The sequence below is a fragment of the Sphingomonas sp. SORGH_AS_0950 genome (assembly GCF_030818415.1).
Lineage (GTDB): Bacteria > Pseudomonadota > Alphaproteobacteria > Sphingomonadales > Sphingomonadaceae > Sphingomonas.
In genome coordinates, this window is the sequence record NZ_JAUTAE010000001.1 from 3,860,619 (window position 1) to 3,874,142 (window position 13,524).

A 13,524-nucleotide genomic window follows, 5' to 3' on the forward strand; every position below is an offset into this window, starting at 1 on the left:
GCGCGCCGCATCCTTGATGCGTACCACGAACGCCAACGCACAGAGCGAGAAACAGGCATGTCCGTAACCGCTGTTCCCCTTCGTCCCGTCCGGCGTGCCTATCTGGTCTGGATATGGGTCGCGGTGGCTGCCGCGATCGTGGTGGCGGCCTTGCTGGCACGCCAGGGTGATGCTGCGCTCCTGCGCGAGGCGCGTGGACCGGGTGTCGAGACGACCGCTTCGGGCCTGCAGTACAAGGTGCTGGTGCCCGGCAATGGCGGTGCGCATCCGACCGCCAGCGACGTGGCGCTGATCAACTATACCGGTCGTCTGATCGACGGCACCGTCTTCGACAAGTCGCAGCAGCCGGCCCCGATGCCGCTTTCGGGTGTCCTGCCGGGCTTTGCCGAGGCGCTCAAGCTGATGCCCAAGGGCGCGAAGTATCGCTTCTGGCTGCCCGCCAAGCTGGGCTATGGCGACCGCGCGAACGGTGCGATCCCGGCAAATTCGACGCTGGTGTTCGATGTCGATCTGATCGACTTCATCCCCGAATCGGTCCTGCGCCAGATGCAGGCCCAGCAGTCGATGATGGGCGGCGCGCCCGGGGCGATGCCCGGCGGCGTCCCCAGCGCCCCCTCGCCGCGCTGACCGGTCGGTCGCACGAGCGACCCTCCTGCCGATCGAAAATAGTCGCCGGAGTCCCATGGACTCCGGCGATTTTCGTTTGCCTGCGGGGTAGGGATAGCAGTCTATTGTAGCCGTTCGACGCTGCCTCGTTGTGAGTTTCCAGAGGAAGCGGATCAGCATAACTCTGCTTTCGCCGGTCGACCCGAGCGAAGTCGAAGGCCAGAGCGGTGCCTGTCTTGCGCCAAATCCCCAGCTATGGATCTAGGCCGGATCGACATTCAGTATTGTGTCTTCTTCCCCTCTCCCTTGGACGGGGGAGAGGGTTAGCGAAGCTTGCCAGCCTGCTGGCTAGCGCAGCTTGGGTGAGGGGGTGAGCGAGCCCAAAGGCTCGCGCGCTCGCTTCGCGAGCGCCCACCCCTCACCCAGCTCCGACTAAGCCTTTGCTCTCGCAAAGGCCAAGTCTGCGCAACCCTCTCCCCTCTGCGAGGGGCGAGGGAAGGATAAGGCATCGCTGAATGTCGATCGGCCCTAGGCCGGTCTGGCGGTCTTAGCCCAAAAGGAAGTGCGATTTAGCTGGATCGCTGCGCGACACCCCCGCGGGTATTCCAAGCGCCATAGCCCCGCGAGCCTCGGACGTCAGGCAAAAAAATAGCGGCCCGAAGGCCGCTATTCCTTTCAGCCGTGAGGCTGAAGCAGCTTAGTTGCTGTCCGACGAGTCGGCGACAACCACGATGCCGGCTACGACGGCAGCAGCCGCCAGAACCGCAACGAGAACGCCACCGCCGGCCAGGCCGTTCTTCTTGGCGGCCGGAGCCGAAGCGCGAACCGACTTCGAAACCGAGAGGCTGGCAGCCGGGTTCGCAGCCATCGCCGGGGCAACGGTCATCGAAACGGCGGCAGCGGCGACGAGAAACTTCCCAAGACGCATGTTAAACTCCCTTGATAAATGTCAGTGGGCTCATGACACGGCAGCCGTATCATGGCAACCCCACCAACGAGTGCGGGACAGTTATGCTCCCACACTGATGCGGCATTGCAACATTGCTTCACCGCCCTGCGGCTATACTGTGCTTTACCGACAAACGGAATGCCCCGGCAAACGTTTCGCCTCGGTAAAGCGACCTCAAGTGGTGAAAATCTCCTGGATACCGTCTTCCAGCATCAGCGCCGACAGGCGATCGGTCTGATAGGCGCCGGTGTCTATGCCGATGCGATGCGGCATAATTTCCACCTCGTCCGCAACGGTATGGCCATGCACGACGACCTTCTCCAGCACCCCGCGATGGTCGAGAAAGGGATCGCGGATCCAGCGGGTCTCGGCCAGCTTCTGGTCGGCGATGGCGATACCCGGCCGGACGCCCGCATGGACGAAGGCATAATCGCCCAGCACCATGATCTCTTTCAGATCGCTCAGGAACTCGCGATGCGTGGCGGGGATGACGGCCTTCAACCGCTCGGCGACCTCGGCATAGTCGAGCCGTTCATAGTCCTCGGCCGTCACGCCATAGCTCAGCATCGTCTCCCGACCACCGACGCGGCAGAACAGCCGGAGCGCCTTGTCCTCGCCCTGGAGGGCACGAATCAGGATCTCCTCGTGATTACCCATCAGGCAATGCACCCGGTGGTCCGCCGCGCACAGTCCGCGCACCCGCTCCAGCACCCCGGCCGAATGGGGGCCACGGTCGATCAGGTCGCCGAGAAAGATGATATGCCGCTCGGCCGGACCGCGCGCCGCATGATCGGCCTCGATCCGCGCCAGCAGCATGTCGAGCAGGTCGAGCCGACCGTGAATGTCACCGATCGCATAGACCCGAAGGCCAGGCTGCATGAAGGGCACGAACTCGGGCGCGCGTTTGCGCAGATTCAATAATTTGGCAAGCATGGGTGGCTTTAAATCCGCAACAGGCGGTTGTCCTTAATCTCCCCCGGCCCCCCACGCAAACGCGAAGCGCGGTCTCAGGCCTGGTCGGGCCACAGCCCGCGCGTATCCAGCACCGTCTTGCCGCGTCGCTCTTCCAGGGGAACCGATCGGAAGATGTCGTGATCGACCAGAACGACCATGGCGTCGCAAGTTTCCAGCGCGGTGTCGATGTCGATCAGGGTGGCGCCGGTCCCGTCGAAGCCGGAGGGCAGCGACCGGGCATAAGGCTCGACGATCCGGATTCGCGCGCCGAAGCGTCGGGCCAGGGCGGCGGCGACCTTCAGCGCGGGGCTTTCGCGGAAATCGTCGATATTCGCTTTGAAGGCGAGGCCGAGACAGGCGACCGGACGGTCCGGTCCCTGCGCCTCGATCATCGCGCTGGCGCGGGCGATGATATGCGCGGTCTTGCCGTCATTCACTTCGCGCGCGGTGCGGATCAGCGGTGTGTTCTGCGGGTCTGCGGCGACCAGGAACCAGGGGTCGACCGCGATGCAATGCCCGCCGACGCCGGGGCCGGGCGACAGGATGTTGACGCGCGGATGGCGGTTGGCGAGGCGGATCACCTCCCACACATCGACGCCCAGCGTGTCGGCGACCAGGCTGAGTTCGTTGGCGAAGGCGATGTTGACGTCGCGGAACGCGTTTTCGGTGAGCTTGGTCATCTCCGCCGCGCGCGCGGTCGTGGTGACGCAGGCGCCGCGCACGAAGCGCCGGTAAAAGGCCAGCGCCTTGCGCGCGCAGCGCGGGGTGATGCCGCCGATCACCCGGTCATTGTCGATGAGCTCGACCAGGATGCGCCCCGGCAGGACGCGTTCGGGACAATAGGCGATGGCGAGATCGGCCTGCTCGCCCGCACGCGCCAGCCCCGGCATCTTCAGGTCGGGGCGCAAGGTGGCGATCAGGTCGCGCACCTGCTCGGTCGTGCCGACGGGCGAGGTCGATTCGAGGATCACCGTGTCGCCGGTCTTCAGCACCGGGGCGACCGCACGCGCGGCGTCGAGGACATAGGTGATGTCGGGCTGTCGCTCCTCGGTAAAGGGCGTCGGCACCGCGATGACGAACACGTCGGCGGGCGCGACCGTCAGCGCCGCCCTGAGCAATCCGCGCGACACCACGCCGGAGACGAGACCGTCGAGATCGACCTCCTCGATATGCACGCGGCCCGAATTGATCGTCTCCACGACCGACGGCGTGACGTCGACGCCGGTCACCATCGCGCCGGTGCGCGCGATGATCGCGGCGGTGGGCAGGCCGATATAGCCCAGCCCCATGACCGTGACCGCGAATTCAGTGTCCAAGGGCATGTGTGATGATCCTGCTGATCCGGTCGGCGCTGTCGCCGTCGCCGAAGGGGTTGTGCGCGCGCGCCATCGCGGCATAGCGGTCGGGCTGGTCGAGCAGCGCGAACAGTTCGGCGACGATCCGGTCCTCGTCGGTGCCGACCAGCCGCGCGGTGCCCGCCGCGACGCCCTCGGGCCGCTCGGTCGTCTCGCGCATGACGAGCACCGGCTTGCCGAGCGCGGGGGCTTCCTCCTGCACGCCGCCCGAATCGGTCAGGACGATATGCGCGGCGTCCAGCGCCCGGACGAAATGCGGATAGTCGAGCGGCGCGATGCGCGCGATACCGGGATGGTCGCCCAGCTCGCGGTCCATCACGCTGGCGACCTGCGGATTGGGGTGGACGGGAAAGACGATGCCGACATCCGCCCGCGCGGCGATCCGGCGCAGCGCACGGGCGATGGCGGCCATGCCGTCGCCGAAATTCTCCCGCCGATGGGTCGTGACCAGGACGATCCGCCGACCCGCCATCCGCGCCAGCACCGGATCAAGGTCGGCGGCCAGCGCAGGCTCGGCGGCGATGCGCGAGCGGGTCCAGTGCAGCGCGTCGATCACGCTGTTGCCGGTGACATGCACGCGCTCGGCGGCGATCCCCTCGGCCCGGAGCGCGGCGGCGGCGGTTTCGGTCGGGGCGAAATGGAGCGCGGCGATCGGGGCGATCATCCGCCGGTTCACTTCCTCGGGCCAGGGTTGATAGATGTCGCCCGAACGCAGTCCGGCCTCGACATGGGCGATCGGCACCTTGCGGTAATAGGCGGCCAGCGCGCCCGCCATGGCGGTGGCGGTATCGCCCTGCACGACGACCATCGCGGGGGCCTCGCGATCCATCACCTCGCCCAGCCCGGTCAGCAGCCGTGCGGTCAGCCGATCGAGCGACTGGCCTGGCTCCATCAGGTCCAGGTCATGGTCGGGCGTCAGCCCGGCGATCGCCAGCACCTGGTCCAGCATCCCGCGATGCTGCGCGGTGACGCAGGTCCGCACCGGCCGCCCCGTCGCCAGCGACAGGGCCCGGATCACGGGAAACAATTTGATCGCTTCGGGTCTTGTGCCGAAGACGACGAGGATGGGGGCCCGATTCATGCGGTTTACCTGTAGCTTGTCGCATTTAAAGACACCCTAACCGCGTTTTGTCATCACGGCACTTTGTTGCAGTGCATGATGCAGATAGGGCCGCTTCGTCCCAGGGAGGTTTCATGACGATCAAGAAAGTTCGCAAAGCGGTTTTCCCGGTGGCCGGGCTCGGTACGCGGTTCCTGCCGGCGACCAAGTCGATGCCCAAGGAAATGCTGACCGTCGTCGACAAGCCGCTGATCCAATATGCGGTCGAGGAAGCGCTGGAAGCGGGGATCGAGCAGATCATCTTCGTCACCGGCCGCGGCAAGGGCGCGTTGGAGGATCATTTCGACATCTCCTACGAACTGGAAGCCACGATGAAGGCGCGCGGCAAGTCGCTCGCCGTGATCGAGGGCATCCGCCAGAAGCCGGGCAGCCCCGTCTATGTCCGCCAGCAGGAGCCGCTGGGCCTGGGCCATGCCGTGTGGTGCGCGCGCGAGATCGTCGGCGACGAGCCGTTCGCGGTGCTGCTGCCCGACGAACTGATGGTCGGCGGCTTCATGAAGCAGATGGTCGAAGCCTATGACCAGGTCGGCGGCAACGTCATCGGCGCGCTGGAAGTGCCCGACAGCGAGACCGACAAATACGGCATCATCTCGCCCGGCAAGCAGGACGGTCGCCTGACCGAAGTGACCGCGCTGGTCGAGAAGCCCAAGGGCAAGGCGCCGTCGAACCTGATGATCCCCGGCCGCTACATCCTCCAGCCCGAGGTCATGCAGATCCTCGACGCGCAGGAGCCGGGTGCGGGCGGCGAGATCCAGCTGACCGACGCGATGGCCAAGCTGATCGGCAACCAGCCGTTCCACGGCTTCACCTTCGACGGCCAGCGTTACGACTGTGGCGACAAGGCGGGCTGGCTGACCGCCAACCTGGCACTGGGCCTCGCGCGCGAGGACATTGGCCCGGCGGTGCGCGAATTCGCCAAGACGCTGCTCGGCTGATCGCCTTCCTTGTGTTTGGAGAAGGGGCGGGGCCGAAAGGCCGCCGCCCCTTTTTCATTCCCTCCCCCGAGCGCCGACTGGGGAGGGGGACCATCGCGTCAGCGATGGTGGCGGAGCTTTGCCGTCCCGGACAGGTCGTTCATCGCCCTCGCCGCGACAGCCAGGCGAAGGTCAGCAGGATCACCGTCGGCCACAGCATCGTCGCCCACATGTCCGACCAGCTGGCGGCCAGATTGCCCTCGTCGGTGGGATAGAAGGGCTGGAGCAGGTCATAGGCCTCGTTGACCGTCTCGATCGCCAGCACGGTCAGCCAGCACCGCCAGTCCCAGGGCTTGCGCCGCATCACCAGCGCGGCGAGCACCAGGATCGCCATGCCCGCATGCACATGCAGCGTGCTGTCGGGCAGGCCGGTGACCTGGCCGATCCACCCCTTGTCCCCCGTCCAGTCGAGCCAGCCCGAGGGCGGCCGGGGAGCCCCGCTCATGCCGCCACCGCCGCGCCGGCGCAGCGGCAGCCAGGGTCCTTGGGCAAAGCAAGCGTGCGGAAGCGCAGCGACAGGAGATCGGCGATCAGCACGCTCCCCGCGCTGTCGCGACCGAAGGGGGCGATGGCGCGCAGCACCTCCAGCGCGGCCAGGCTGCCCATGATGCCCGTCACCGGCCCCAGCACACCGTCATCGGCGCAGGTCAGCCCGGCCTGATCGACCGCGTCGCCGACGAAACAGCGATAACAGGGCTTGTCGGCTTCCCAGCCGCGATAGGTCGCCAGCTGCCCCTCGAACTGCCCGACCGCGGCCGAGACCAGGGGGATGCGCCGCGACAGCGCGGCGTCGGCCACCGTCAGCCGGGTGGCGAAATTGTCGCATCCGTCGAGCACGACATCGGCGCCGTCGATTAGCGACAGCACGGTGTCGGGCGTCACCCGCGCGCGGTGCGTGTCCACCGCGACATGCGGGTTCAGGCGGCGCGCGAAGCGGGCGGCGGCCTCCACCTTGGGCGTGCCGCGATCCTCCGTCGTGAAGATCGTCTGGCGTTGCAGATTGGACGGCTCGACGACATCGTCATCGATCAGGACCAGCGATCCCACCCCGGCGGCGGCGAGATACTGGATGGCGGGAGAGCCGATCCCGCCCGCGCCGATCACCGCGACCCGCGCCTGTTTCAGCCGGAGCTGGCCCCCGCCGCCAAATTCGCGCAGCACGATGTGACGGGCATAGCGGGCCAGTTCGTCGTCGGTCAGGATCATCCCGGCCATGTATAGGTGATGACGGTCCGATACCAGCGGTCGCCCTGGCGCATCGGGCGGTACGGCATTTGCCGGATCATCCGCTGTGCCACGCCCGCGCTATATTGCTCGACCGTGGGGCAGCCGATGGCCAGCGGCACCACGCTCTGCGCGCTGCCATCGGCGTTGAGCCAGACCGCCATCGGCACGACCAGCACCACCTGCCCCTCCTCGGTCACCCGATCGCGCGGGCAACGCCCGGCCTGGACCTCGGCGTGGACGAAGCGGACCATATCCGGCCCGGCGGGCGGCAGGGTGAGGGTGGGAAGCGTGGTCCAGTCGTGCGGCGGCTCGCTGGCGGAGGGCGCCGCCGCCGGGGGCGGGGGCTGGGGCACCGTCACCTGCGGCGCGACCGACACGGTCTGGAGCGCGAACAGGGTGGCGAGCGCGATCATCGGCCGGTCGATCCGAAACCGCCGCTCCCGCGCTCGGTCGCGTCCAGTTCATCGACCTCGGTCAGCATGGCGCGCTGGACGGGGGCGGGGACCAACTGCGCGATCCGCTCGCCGCGCACCACCGCAAAGGGCTCGTCGCCCAGATTGGCGAGGATCACCTTCACCTCGCCGCGATAATCCTCGTCGATGGTGCCGGGGGTGTTGAGGCAGGTGATGCCATGCTTGAGCGCCAGGCCCGAGCGGGGGCGCACCTGCACCTCGTAACCCGGCGGGATGGCGATGGCGAACCCGGTCGCGACGGCGGCGCGCCGTCCGGGCTCCAGCGTCAGCGTCTCGGCCGCGACCACGTCCATCCCGGCCGCGCCGGGCGTGGCATAGCCGGGCAGGGGAAGCCCCTCGCCATGGGGCAAGCGTTTGAGAGCAATCGAAATGGGTGCAATCGTCATGACCGCGCTTGTAGCGCATCGGCAATGCGTTGCGCGAGCCCCCTGGCGACCGCGTCCTTGCCCATCCGGTCCCAGCTCTCGACGCCATCGGCGGTGACCAGGTGGATGCTGTTCGCCTCGCCCCCGAACACGTCCGAAGATACGTCATTGGCGACGATCCAGTCGGCACGCTTGCGGGCGCGCTTGGCGACGGCATGGTCGATGACATGCTCGGTCTCGGCGGCGAAGCCGACAACCAGCGCGGGGCGGTTCGGCGCGGCGGCGACGCTTGCCAATATGTCGGGATTTTCGACCAGCGTCAGGGCAGGGGCCGCACCGCCGTCCTTCTTGACCTTCTGCCCGGCCGCCTCGACCCGCCAGTCGGCGACCGCGGCGACCATCACCGCCGCATCGGCGGGCAGCGCGGCCGCGACGGCATCGGCCATCTGGCGCGCGGTCTCGACATCGATCCGGTCCACCCCCACGGGCGTCGGCAGCGTCACCGGCCCCGCGACCAGGGTCACGCGCGCACCCAGCCGGGCGAGCGCCTCGGCCATGGCGAAACCCTGCCGCCCCGAGGAGCGGTTGGCGATATAGCGGACGGGGTCGATCGGCTCACGCGTCGGCCCGGCGGTGACCAGGATATGGCGGCCGTTCAGCGGACCGGCCCTGGGGGCCAGCGCGGCCTCGATTGCGGCCAGGATGGCGGGCGGCTCGGGCAGGCGGCCGGGGCCGAACTCGCCACAGGCCATGGCCCCTTCGTCGGGGGCCATGACGGTCAGCCCGTCCGCGCGCAGCCGCGCGACGTTGCGCTGCGTCGCGGGATGCTGCCACATGCGGACGTTCATCGCGGGCGCGACCAACACCGGCGTATCGGTGGCGAGCAGCAACGTCGTCGCCAGATCGTCGGCATGGCCGCCCGCCATCCGCGCCATCAGGTCGGCGGTGGCGGGCGCGACGACGATCAGGTCGGCCTGGCGGCTGAGCTGGATATGCCCCATCTCCGCTTCGTCCTTCAGGTCCCACAGGGTGGTGAAGACCTGATTCTCCGATAGCGCGGCCAGCGTCATCGGGGTGACGAAATGGCTGCCCCCCTCAGTCAAGACACAGCGCACGCCATGCCCGTTCCGGCGGAGCAGGCGGATCAGCTCGCACGCCTTGTACGCGGCGATGCCGCCGCCGACGATCAACAGGATTTGGCTCATCGCACGACTCGCGTAACGGTGATGCGTCGCCGGTCGCGCGCGGCCGCGATCAGCTCGCGAACCGCATCGGGGGCGAAGACGACGCCGAGGAAGAAGATCGGCGACAGGCCCAGCACCATGGCGGGCGACCCCGTTACCAGCGCCAGCGCCGCATAGACCGCCATGGTCGCGACCGCCCGCCGCGCCACGGGTTGCCGCCAATGCGCCCAGCCGAGCGCGGCCAGCACCGCCAGCGGTACGACCATGCTGATCGGCAGGCCGCCGACCGGCTGCGCCGCTGCGATCGACGCGATCAGCGTGCCGGGCGCGATCGGATGGACCGGGCCGTCCATCGCCGGGTCGATCGCGGTCACCATGCCGTGCAGCGCATGCGCATGCGCCGCCAGCACCAGCAGCGCGACCGCCAGCGCGGTCATCCATCCGATCGCCTCGCGCCGCGCGCCCGCCTGCGCCGCCAGCACCAGCATGATGACGGCATAGGGCAGCGCCATCGGGGTCAGGATCATCGCGACCAGCCCCAGCGCCACCGCGCTCAGGCCTGCCTCGGGCCGCCGCTGGACCAGCGACAGCGCGATAAGCGCCCCCGCCCAGCCTTCGGGCGTGGTCACCATCGGCAGGTTGGGAAGCGGGAAGAAGCCCGCGATCAGCAGGATCGCCGCCAGCCCGATCGCGATCCGCCCCTCCAGCACCGGCACGATCCGCCGCAGCCACCCCATGACCAGCCCGACGCCCAGCACCATCATTCCCGCATGCCAGACCAGCGGCGGCAGGGCGGCCAGCGTGACGAACAACGCGGGCAGCGGAACCGCCAGCAGCGCGGGACGAAGCGCCCGGCCATTCTCGCGCAAAGCGTCGAGCGCGGCCGGATAGAAGGACTGGCCGTGCCGCACATGGTCGAGGATCGCCATGGTCACCGGCGACAGCCGCTCGGCCACCGGCTCGAAGGCGCCCTGCGTGGCATAGCCGATCGCGACCAGCAGGATCAGCAGCGCCAGCACCGCGCGCGCCACCATGGGCGACACGCCCGTCATCCGCCCCGGCTGGCCCAGCCAGAGCGGCCGCGACAGGCGGCGCACGGGAACAGGCGGCGCGCTGCCCGGCATTCCTACCGAAGCACGGCCAGTGTTGCCGCGACCCCGACCGCCGCCGAGGCCATGGACAGCAGCGCATAGCGCCAGCCGCCGCCGATCCGCACGACCTCGATCTCCTTGAGCGGCGGGGCGGGCGGCTCGCCACCCGGCGCGGGGTAGCGCGCCTCGATCCGGCGGACCAGTTCGGGCAGGCGGGCGAGCGTCTGCACATCCTCGATCAGCCGGTCGGCGATCTTGGCCTCGGGGCCCAGCTCGGTGCGGATCCACTCGCGCACGAACGGTGCGGCCGAGTCCCACAGGTTGATATCGGGGTCGAGACTGGTCGCCACGCCCTCGACCATCACCATGGTCTTTTGCAGCAGCAGCAGGTGCGGCTGCGTCACCATGTCGAAATCGCGGGTGATCGAGAACAGGCCGTCCAGCATCATGCCGATCGACATGTCCTTGACCGGCAACCCGCGCATCGGCTCGCCCACCGCACGCAGGGCGGTGGCGAACTCGGCGACATTGTGGTGCGCGGGCACATAGCCCGCCTCGAAATGGATTTCGGCGACGCGCTTATAGTTGCCGGTGATCAGGCCATAGAGGATCTCGGCCAGCCAGACCCGCGCGCGCCGGTCGATCCGGCCCATGATGCCGAAATCGATCGCGGCGATCTTGTTGCCGGGCAGGGCGAAGAGATTGCCCTGGTGCATGTCGGCATGGAAGAAGCCCTCCGCGATCGCCTGGCGCAGGAACGCGCGCACCAGCGTCTGGGCGAGGTGCGGCAGGTCATACCCCGCCTCGACCAGCGCCTGCCGGTTGGACAGCTTGATCCCGTCGATCCATTCGACCGTCAGCACTTTGGCGGTCGAGCGCGCCCAGTCGATCTGCGGCACGACGAAATCGGGCTCGGCGGTCATCGCCTCGGCGAGTTCGGAGGCCGAGGCGGCCTCCCGCCGGAAGTTGAGTTCGCGCAGCGTCCAGCGGCGGAAATTCTCGACCGTCAGGCGCGGGCGCAGGCGTGCCGCCTCGCCGCTCATCCCCTCGACCTGCGCGGCGGCCCATTGATAGGTGTCGATGGCGCGGGTGAAGTCCTCCTCCACGCCGGGGCGCAGCACCTTGACCGCGACCGTCCGGCCATCAGTCGTGACCGCACGGTGCACCTGCGCGATCGAGGCGGCCCCGACCGGCGTCTCCTCGATCGAGGTGAAGAAATGCGAGGGCGGGCGGCCCATGCTGGCCTCCATCGCGGCGCAGATCGTCGCGAAGGGGACGGGGGGCAGCTGGTCCTGAAGCCGCAGCAGATCCTGCGCGGCCTCCTCGCCGACCAGATCGGGGCGGGTGGCCAGCGTCTGGCCCAGCTTGATCGCCGCCGGGCCGATCGCCTGGAAGGCATCGGCATAGGCGGGCTGGACGGGCACGCGCGCGCCGAATCGCGCGACGCGCGCCAGCCGCCGGACGGGGGCGGGCGTGTTGGGATCGCGCTCGATACCCCGCAGCGCGCCATGCCGCGCCAGCGTCCGCCCCCATTTGAGCAGACGCCAGAGATGCACCACCGGCTGGGTCACAGGGCGTACCCGCCCATGCCTGGCTGCATCAAATCTTCCAGCCCGAATGGATCGCGACCAGGCCGCCCATGATCGGCTCGACCTTGGTCTCGACGAAGCCCGCCTCGCGGATCATCCGCTCGAAGGTCGGCATGTCGGGGAAGCGGCGGATCGATTCGATCAGATAGCGATAGCTGTCGGCATCGCCCGCCAGCATCTGGCCCAGCTTGGGGACCAGCTTGTGCGAATAGGCGTCATAGACTTCCGAAAAGCCCGGCCAGACGGTGGTCGAGAATTCCAGGCAGAAGAAACGCCCGCCACGGCGCAGCACGCGGTGCGCTTCCTTGAGCGCGGCCGGGATGTCGGTGACGTTCCGGATGCCGAACGCGATCGTATAGGCATCGAAGAATTTGTCGGGGAAGGTCAGGACCTCGGCATTGGCCTCGGTCCAGACCAGGCCGTCGATGCCGCGGTCCTGCGCACGCTTCATGCCGACTTCCAGCATCGCCGGATTGATGTCGGCGACCGTGATGCTCGCCCCTGATTCGGCCAGGCGGAAGGCGATGTCGCCGGTGCCGCCCGCCATGTCGAGGATCTGGTCGCTGGCGCGCGGCTTCACCCGGCGGACGAAGCGATCCTTCCACAGCCGGTGCATGCCGCCCGACATGGCGTCGTTCATCAGGTCGTATTTGGAGGCGACGTTGGTGAAGACCCCGCCGACACGGGCAGCCTTCTCGTCGCGGGGCACATCTTCATAGCCGAAGGAGACGGTATCGCTCATGGACTTGCCCTAGCCCGGCCTTGCTGGCGGGGCAAACGCTACCTAGCTGTTTGGGCGACGAAAGCCATTCAGAGGGACGATGCCCGAACTTCCCGAGGTCGAAACCACCGTGCGCGGCCTGACGCCGGTGCTGGCGGGCGAGCGGTTGACGCTGGTCGAGCCGCGCCGTGCCGACCTGCGTCGCCCGTTCCCCGCCGAGCTGCGCCAGCGGATGACGGGCGCGACGGTCACGGCGCTGGGGCGTCGCGCCAAATACGGCCTGATCGACACCGATCGGGGCGATACCATGGTCTTCCACCTGGGCATGTCGGGCCGCTGGCGGATCGATCCGGGCGAGCCGCTGGTCCATGACCATCTGCTGCTGGAGACGGGGGCGGGGCGGCGGCTGGCGCTGAACGATCCCCGGCGGTTCGGTTTCGTCGATCTGTGGCCGACCGCCGAACTGGCCGGCTATCCGCCGTTCCTCGCCATGGGGCCCGAGCCGCTGGGCCCCGACTTTACCGCCGACTATCTGGCGACGGCGCTGGAGGGGCGGGCGGCCCCGATCAAGGCGATGCTGCTCGACCAGCGAATCGTCGCGGGCCTGGGCAATATCTATGTGTGCGAGGCGCTGCACATGGCGCGGATCACGCCGGGGCGTGCGGCCGGGCAGATTTCGCGGGCGCGACTCGTGCGGCTGGTCGAGGCGATCCGGGCGGTGCTGGAGGCCGCGATCCTGGCGGGCGGGTCGTCGCTGCGCGATTATGTCCGCCCCGATGGCGAACTGGGCTATTTCTCGAAGGAGTGGCGGGTCTATGGTCGCGAGGGCGAGGCCTGCGAATGCGGGGCGATCGTCCGGCGCCGGACCGATTCGGGGCGGTCGACTTTCTGGTGTGCGACCTGCCAGCGGAGTTGA

General features: G+C 68.4%; 15 protein-coding genes. 3 read left to right on the top strand and 12 right to left on the bottom strand.

Translation table 11 applies throughout. From position 1 onward, the window contains the following. Positions 1-57 precede the first annotated feature (57 nt). Positions 58-627 carry an FKBP-type peptidyl-prolyl cis-trans isomerase gene (locus QE385_RS17550; RefSeq protein WP_307104052.1) on the top strand — a complete coding sequence of 190 codons (570 nt, stop codon included), beginning with the start codon at positions 58-60 and terminating at the stop codon, positions 625-627. Between the two features lie 676 nt (positions 628-1,303). Here QE385_RS17550 and QE385_RS17555 read toward each other — a convergent pair. The 4 genes from QE385_RS17555 to wecB form a co-directional block, all read right to left on the bottom strand. Then, positions 1,304-1,534 (bottom strand): hypothetical protein, encoded by a 231-nt coding sequence (locus QE385_RS17555; protein WP_307104054.1) that lies wholly within the window; start codon positions 1,532-1,534, stop codon positions 1,304-1,306. A gap of 195 nt (positions 1,535-1,729) precedes the next feature. Then, positions 1,730-2,488, bottom strand: a complete 759-nt coding sequence (locus QE385_RS17560; RefSeq protein WP_307104056.1) for a metallophosphoesterase family protein — start codon at positions 2,486-2,488, stop codon at positions 1,730-1,732. A gap of 74 nt (positions 2,489-2,562) precedes the next feature. After that, on the bottom strand, positions 2,563-3,831 hold the full coding sequence (gene wecC, locus QE385_RS17565) for a UDP-N-acetyl-D-mannosamine dehydrogenase (RefSeq protein WP_307104058.1): 1,269 nt from the start codon (positions 3,829-3,831) through the stop codon (positions 2,563-2,565). Further along, the gene (wecB, locus tag QE385_RS17570; RefSeq protein WP_307104060.1) at positions 3,815-4,945 is read right to left on the bottom strand and encodes a non-hydrolyzing UDP-N-acetylglucosamine 2-epimerase; all 1,131 of its coding nucleotides are present in this window, start codon (positions 4,943-4,945) and stop codon (positions 3,815-3,817) included. Before wecB ends, wecC begins: the two co-directional genes overlap by 17 nt. Before the next feature lie 113 nt (positions 4,946-5,058). On the opposite strand from wecB, the gene galU reads away from it, so the two are divergent. Beyond that, on the top strand, positions 5,059-5,919 hold the full coding sequence (galU, locus tag QE385_RS17575) for a UTP--glucose-1-phosphate uridylyltransferase GalU (protein WP_307104062.1): 861 nt from the start codon (positions 5,059-5,061) through the stop codon (positions 5,917-5,919). 139 nt (positions 5,920-6,058) lie between these two features. Here the strand turns inward: galU and QE385_RS17580 are convergent, their stop codons facing one another. From QE385_RS17580 to QE385_RS17615, 8 genes are read right to left on the bottom strand one after another with little or no spacing between them, the layout of a single operon-like run. Beyond that, positions 6,059-6,403, bottom strand: a complete 345-nt coding sequence (locus tag QE385_RS17580; RefSeq protein ID WP_307104064.1) for a hypothetical protein — start codon at positions 6,401-6,403, stop codon at positions 6,059-6,061. Further along, positions 6,400-7,164 carry a HesA/MoeB/ThiF family protein gene (locus QE385_RS17585; RefSeq protein ID WP_307104066.1) on the bottom strand — a complete coding sequence of 255 codons (765 nt, stop codon included), beginning with the start codon at positions 7,162-7,164 and terminating at the stop codon, positions 6,400-6,402. Before QE385_RS17585 ends, QE385_RS17580 begins: the two co-directional genes overlap by 4 nt. Next, positions 7,161-7,598, bottom strand: coding sequence for a hypothetical protein (locus QE385_RS17590; protein WP_307104067.1), 438 nt, complete (start codon positions 7,596-7,598; stop codon positions 7,161-7,163). Before QE385_RS17590 ends, QE385_RS17585 begins: the two co-directional genes overlap by 4 nt. Then, positions 7,595-8,044, bottom strand: a complete 450-nt coding sequence (gene dut, locus QE385_RS17595; protein WP_307104069.1) for a dUTP diphosphatase — start codon at positions 8,042-8,044, stop codon at positions 7,595-7,597. Before dut ends, QE385_RS17590 begins: the two co-directional genes overlap by 4 nt. Then, positions 8,041-9,228, bottom strand: a complete 1,188-nt coding sequence (gene coaBC / locus QE385_RS17600; RefSeq protein WP_307104071.1) for a bifunctional phosphopantothenoylcysteine decarboxylase/phosphopantothenate--cysteine ligase CoaBC — start codon at positions 9,226-9,228, stop codon at positions 8,041-8,043. Before coaBC ends, dut begins: the two co-directional genes overlap by 4 nt. Next, positions 9,225-10,304 carry a hypothetical protein gene (locus QE385_RS17605; RefSeq protein WP_307104073.1) on the bottom strand — a complete coding sequence of 360 codons (1,080 nt, stop codon included), beginning with the start codon at positions 10,302-10,304 and terminating at the stop codon, positions 9,225-9,227. The genes coaBC and QE385_RS17605 overlap by 4 nt, the downstream gene beginning before the upstream one ends. A 29-nt stretch (positions 10,305-10,333) precedes the next feature. Beyond that, entirely contained in the window at positions 10,334-11,869 is a 1,536-nt protein-coding gene (ubiB, locus tag QE385_RS17610) for a 2-polyprenylphenol 6-hydroxylase (RefSeq protein ID WP_307104075.1), read from the bottom strand. Between the two features lie 28 nt (positions 11,870-11,897). Next, positions 11,898-12,629, bottom strand: coding sequence for a class I SAM-dependent methyltransferase (locus tag QE385_RS17615; RefSeq protein ID WP_307104077.1), 732 nt, complete (start codon positions 12,627-12,629; stop codon positions 11,898-11,900). Positions 12,630-12,708: 79 nt separating this feature from the next. Between QE385_RS17615 and mutM the strand changes: the two genes are divergently transcribed. Next, the gene (gene mutM / locus QE385_RS17620) at positions 12,709-13,524 is read left to right on the top strand and encodes a bifunctional DNA-formamidopyrimidine glycosylase/DNA-(apurinic or apyrimidinic site) lyase (protein ID WP_307104079.1); all 816 of its coding nucleotides are present in this window, start codon (positions 12,709-12,711) and stop codon (positions 13,522-13,524) included.

Coding starts and splice junctions, on each gene's coding strand:
- QE385_RS17550 (WP_307104052.1), top strand. CDS start 58: ATGTCCGTAACCGCTGTTCCCCTTCGTCCCGTCCGGCGTGCCTATCTG.
- QE385_RS17555 (WP_307104054.1), bottom strand. CDS start 1,534: ATGCGTCTTGGGAAGTTTCTCGTCGCCGCTGCCGCCGTTTCGATGACC.
- QE385_RS17560 (WP_307104056.1), bottom strand. CDS start 2,488: ATGCTTGCCAAATTATTGAATCTGCGCAAACGCGCGCCCGAGTTCGTG.
- wecC (WP_307104058.1), bottom strand. CDS start 3,831: ATGCCCTTGGACACTGAATTCGCGGTCACGGTCATGGGGCTGGGCTAT.
- wecB (WP_307104060.1), bottom strand. CDS start 4,945: ATGAATCGGGCCCCCATCCTCGTCGTCTTCGGCACAAGACCCGAAGCG.
- galU (WP_307104062.1), top strand. CDS start 5,059: ATGACGATCAAGAAAGTTCGCAAAGCGGTTTTCCCGGTGGCCGGGCTC.
- QE385_RS17580 (WP_307104064.1), bottom strand. CDS start 6,403: ATGAGCGGGGCTCCCCGGCCGCCCTCGGGCTGGCTCGACTGGACGGGG.
- QE385_RS17585 (WP_307104066.1), bottom strand. CDS start 7,164: ATGATCCTGACCGACGACGAACTGGCCCGCTATGCCCGTCACATCGTG.
- QE385_RS17590 (WP_307104067.1), bottom strand. CDS start 7,598: ATGATCGCGCTCGCCACCCTGTTCGCGCTCCAGACCGTGTCGGTCGCG.
- dut (WP_307104069.1), bottom strand. CDS start 8,044: ATGACGATTGCACCCATTTCGATTGCTCTCAAACGCTTGCCCCATGGC.
- coaBC (WP_307104071.1), bottom strand. CDS start 9,228: ATGAGCCAAATCCTGTTGATCGTCGGCGGCGGCATCGCCGCGTACAAG.
- QE385_RS17615 (WP_307104077.1), bottom strand. CDS start 12,629: ATGAGCGATACCGTCTCCTTCGGCTATGAAGATGTGCCCCGCGACGAG.
- mutM (WP_307104079.1), top strand. CDS start 12,709: ATGCCCGAACTTCCCGAGGTCGAAACCACCGTGCGCGGCCTGACGCCG.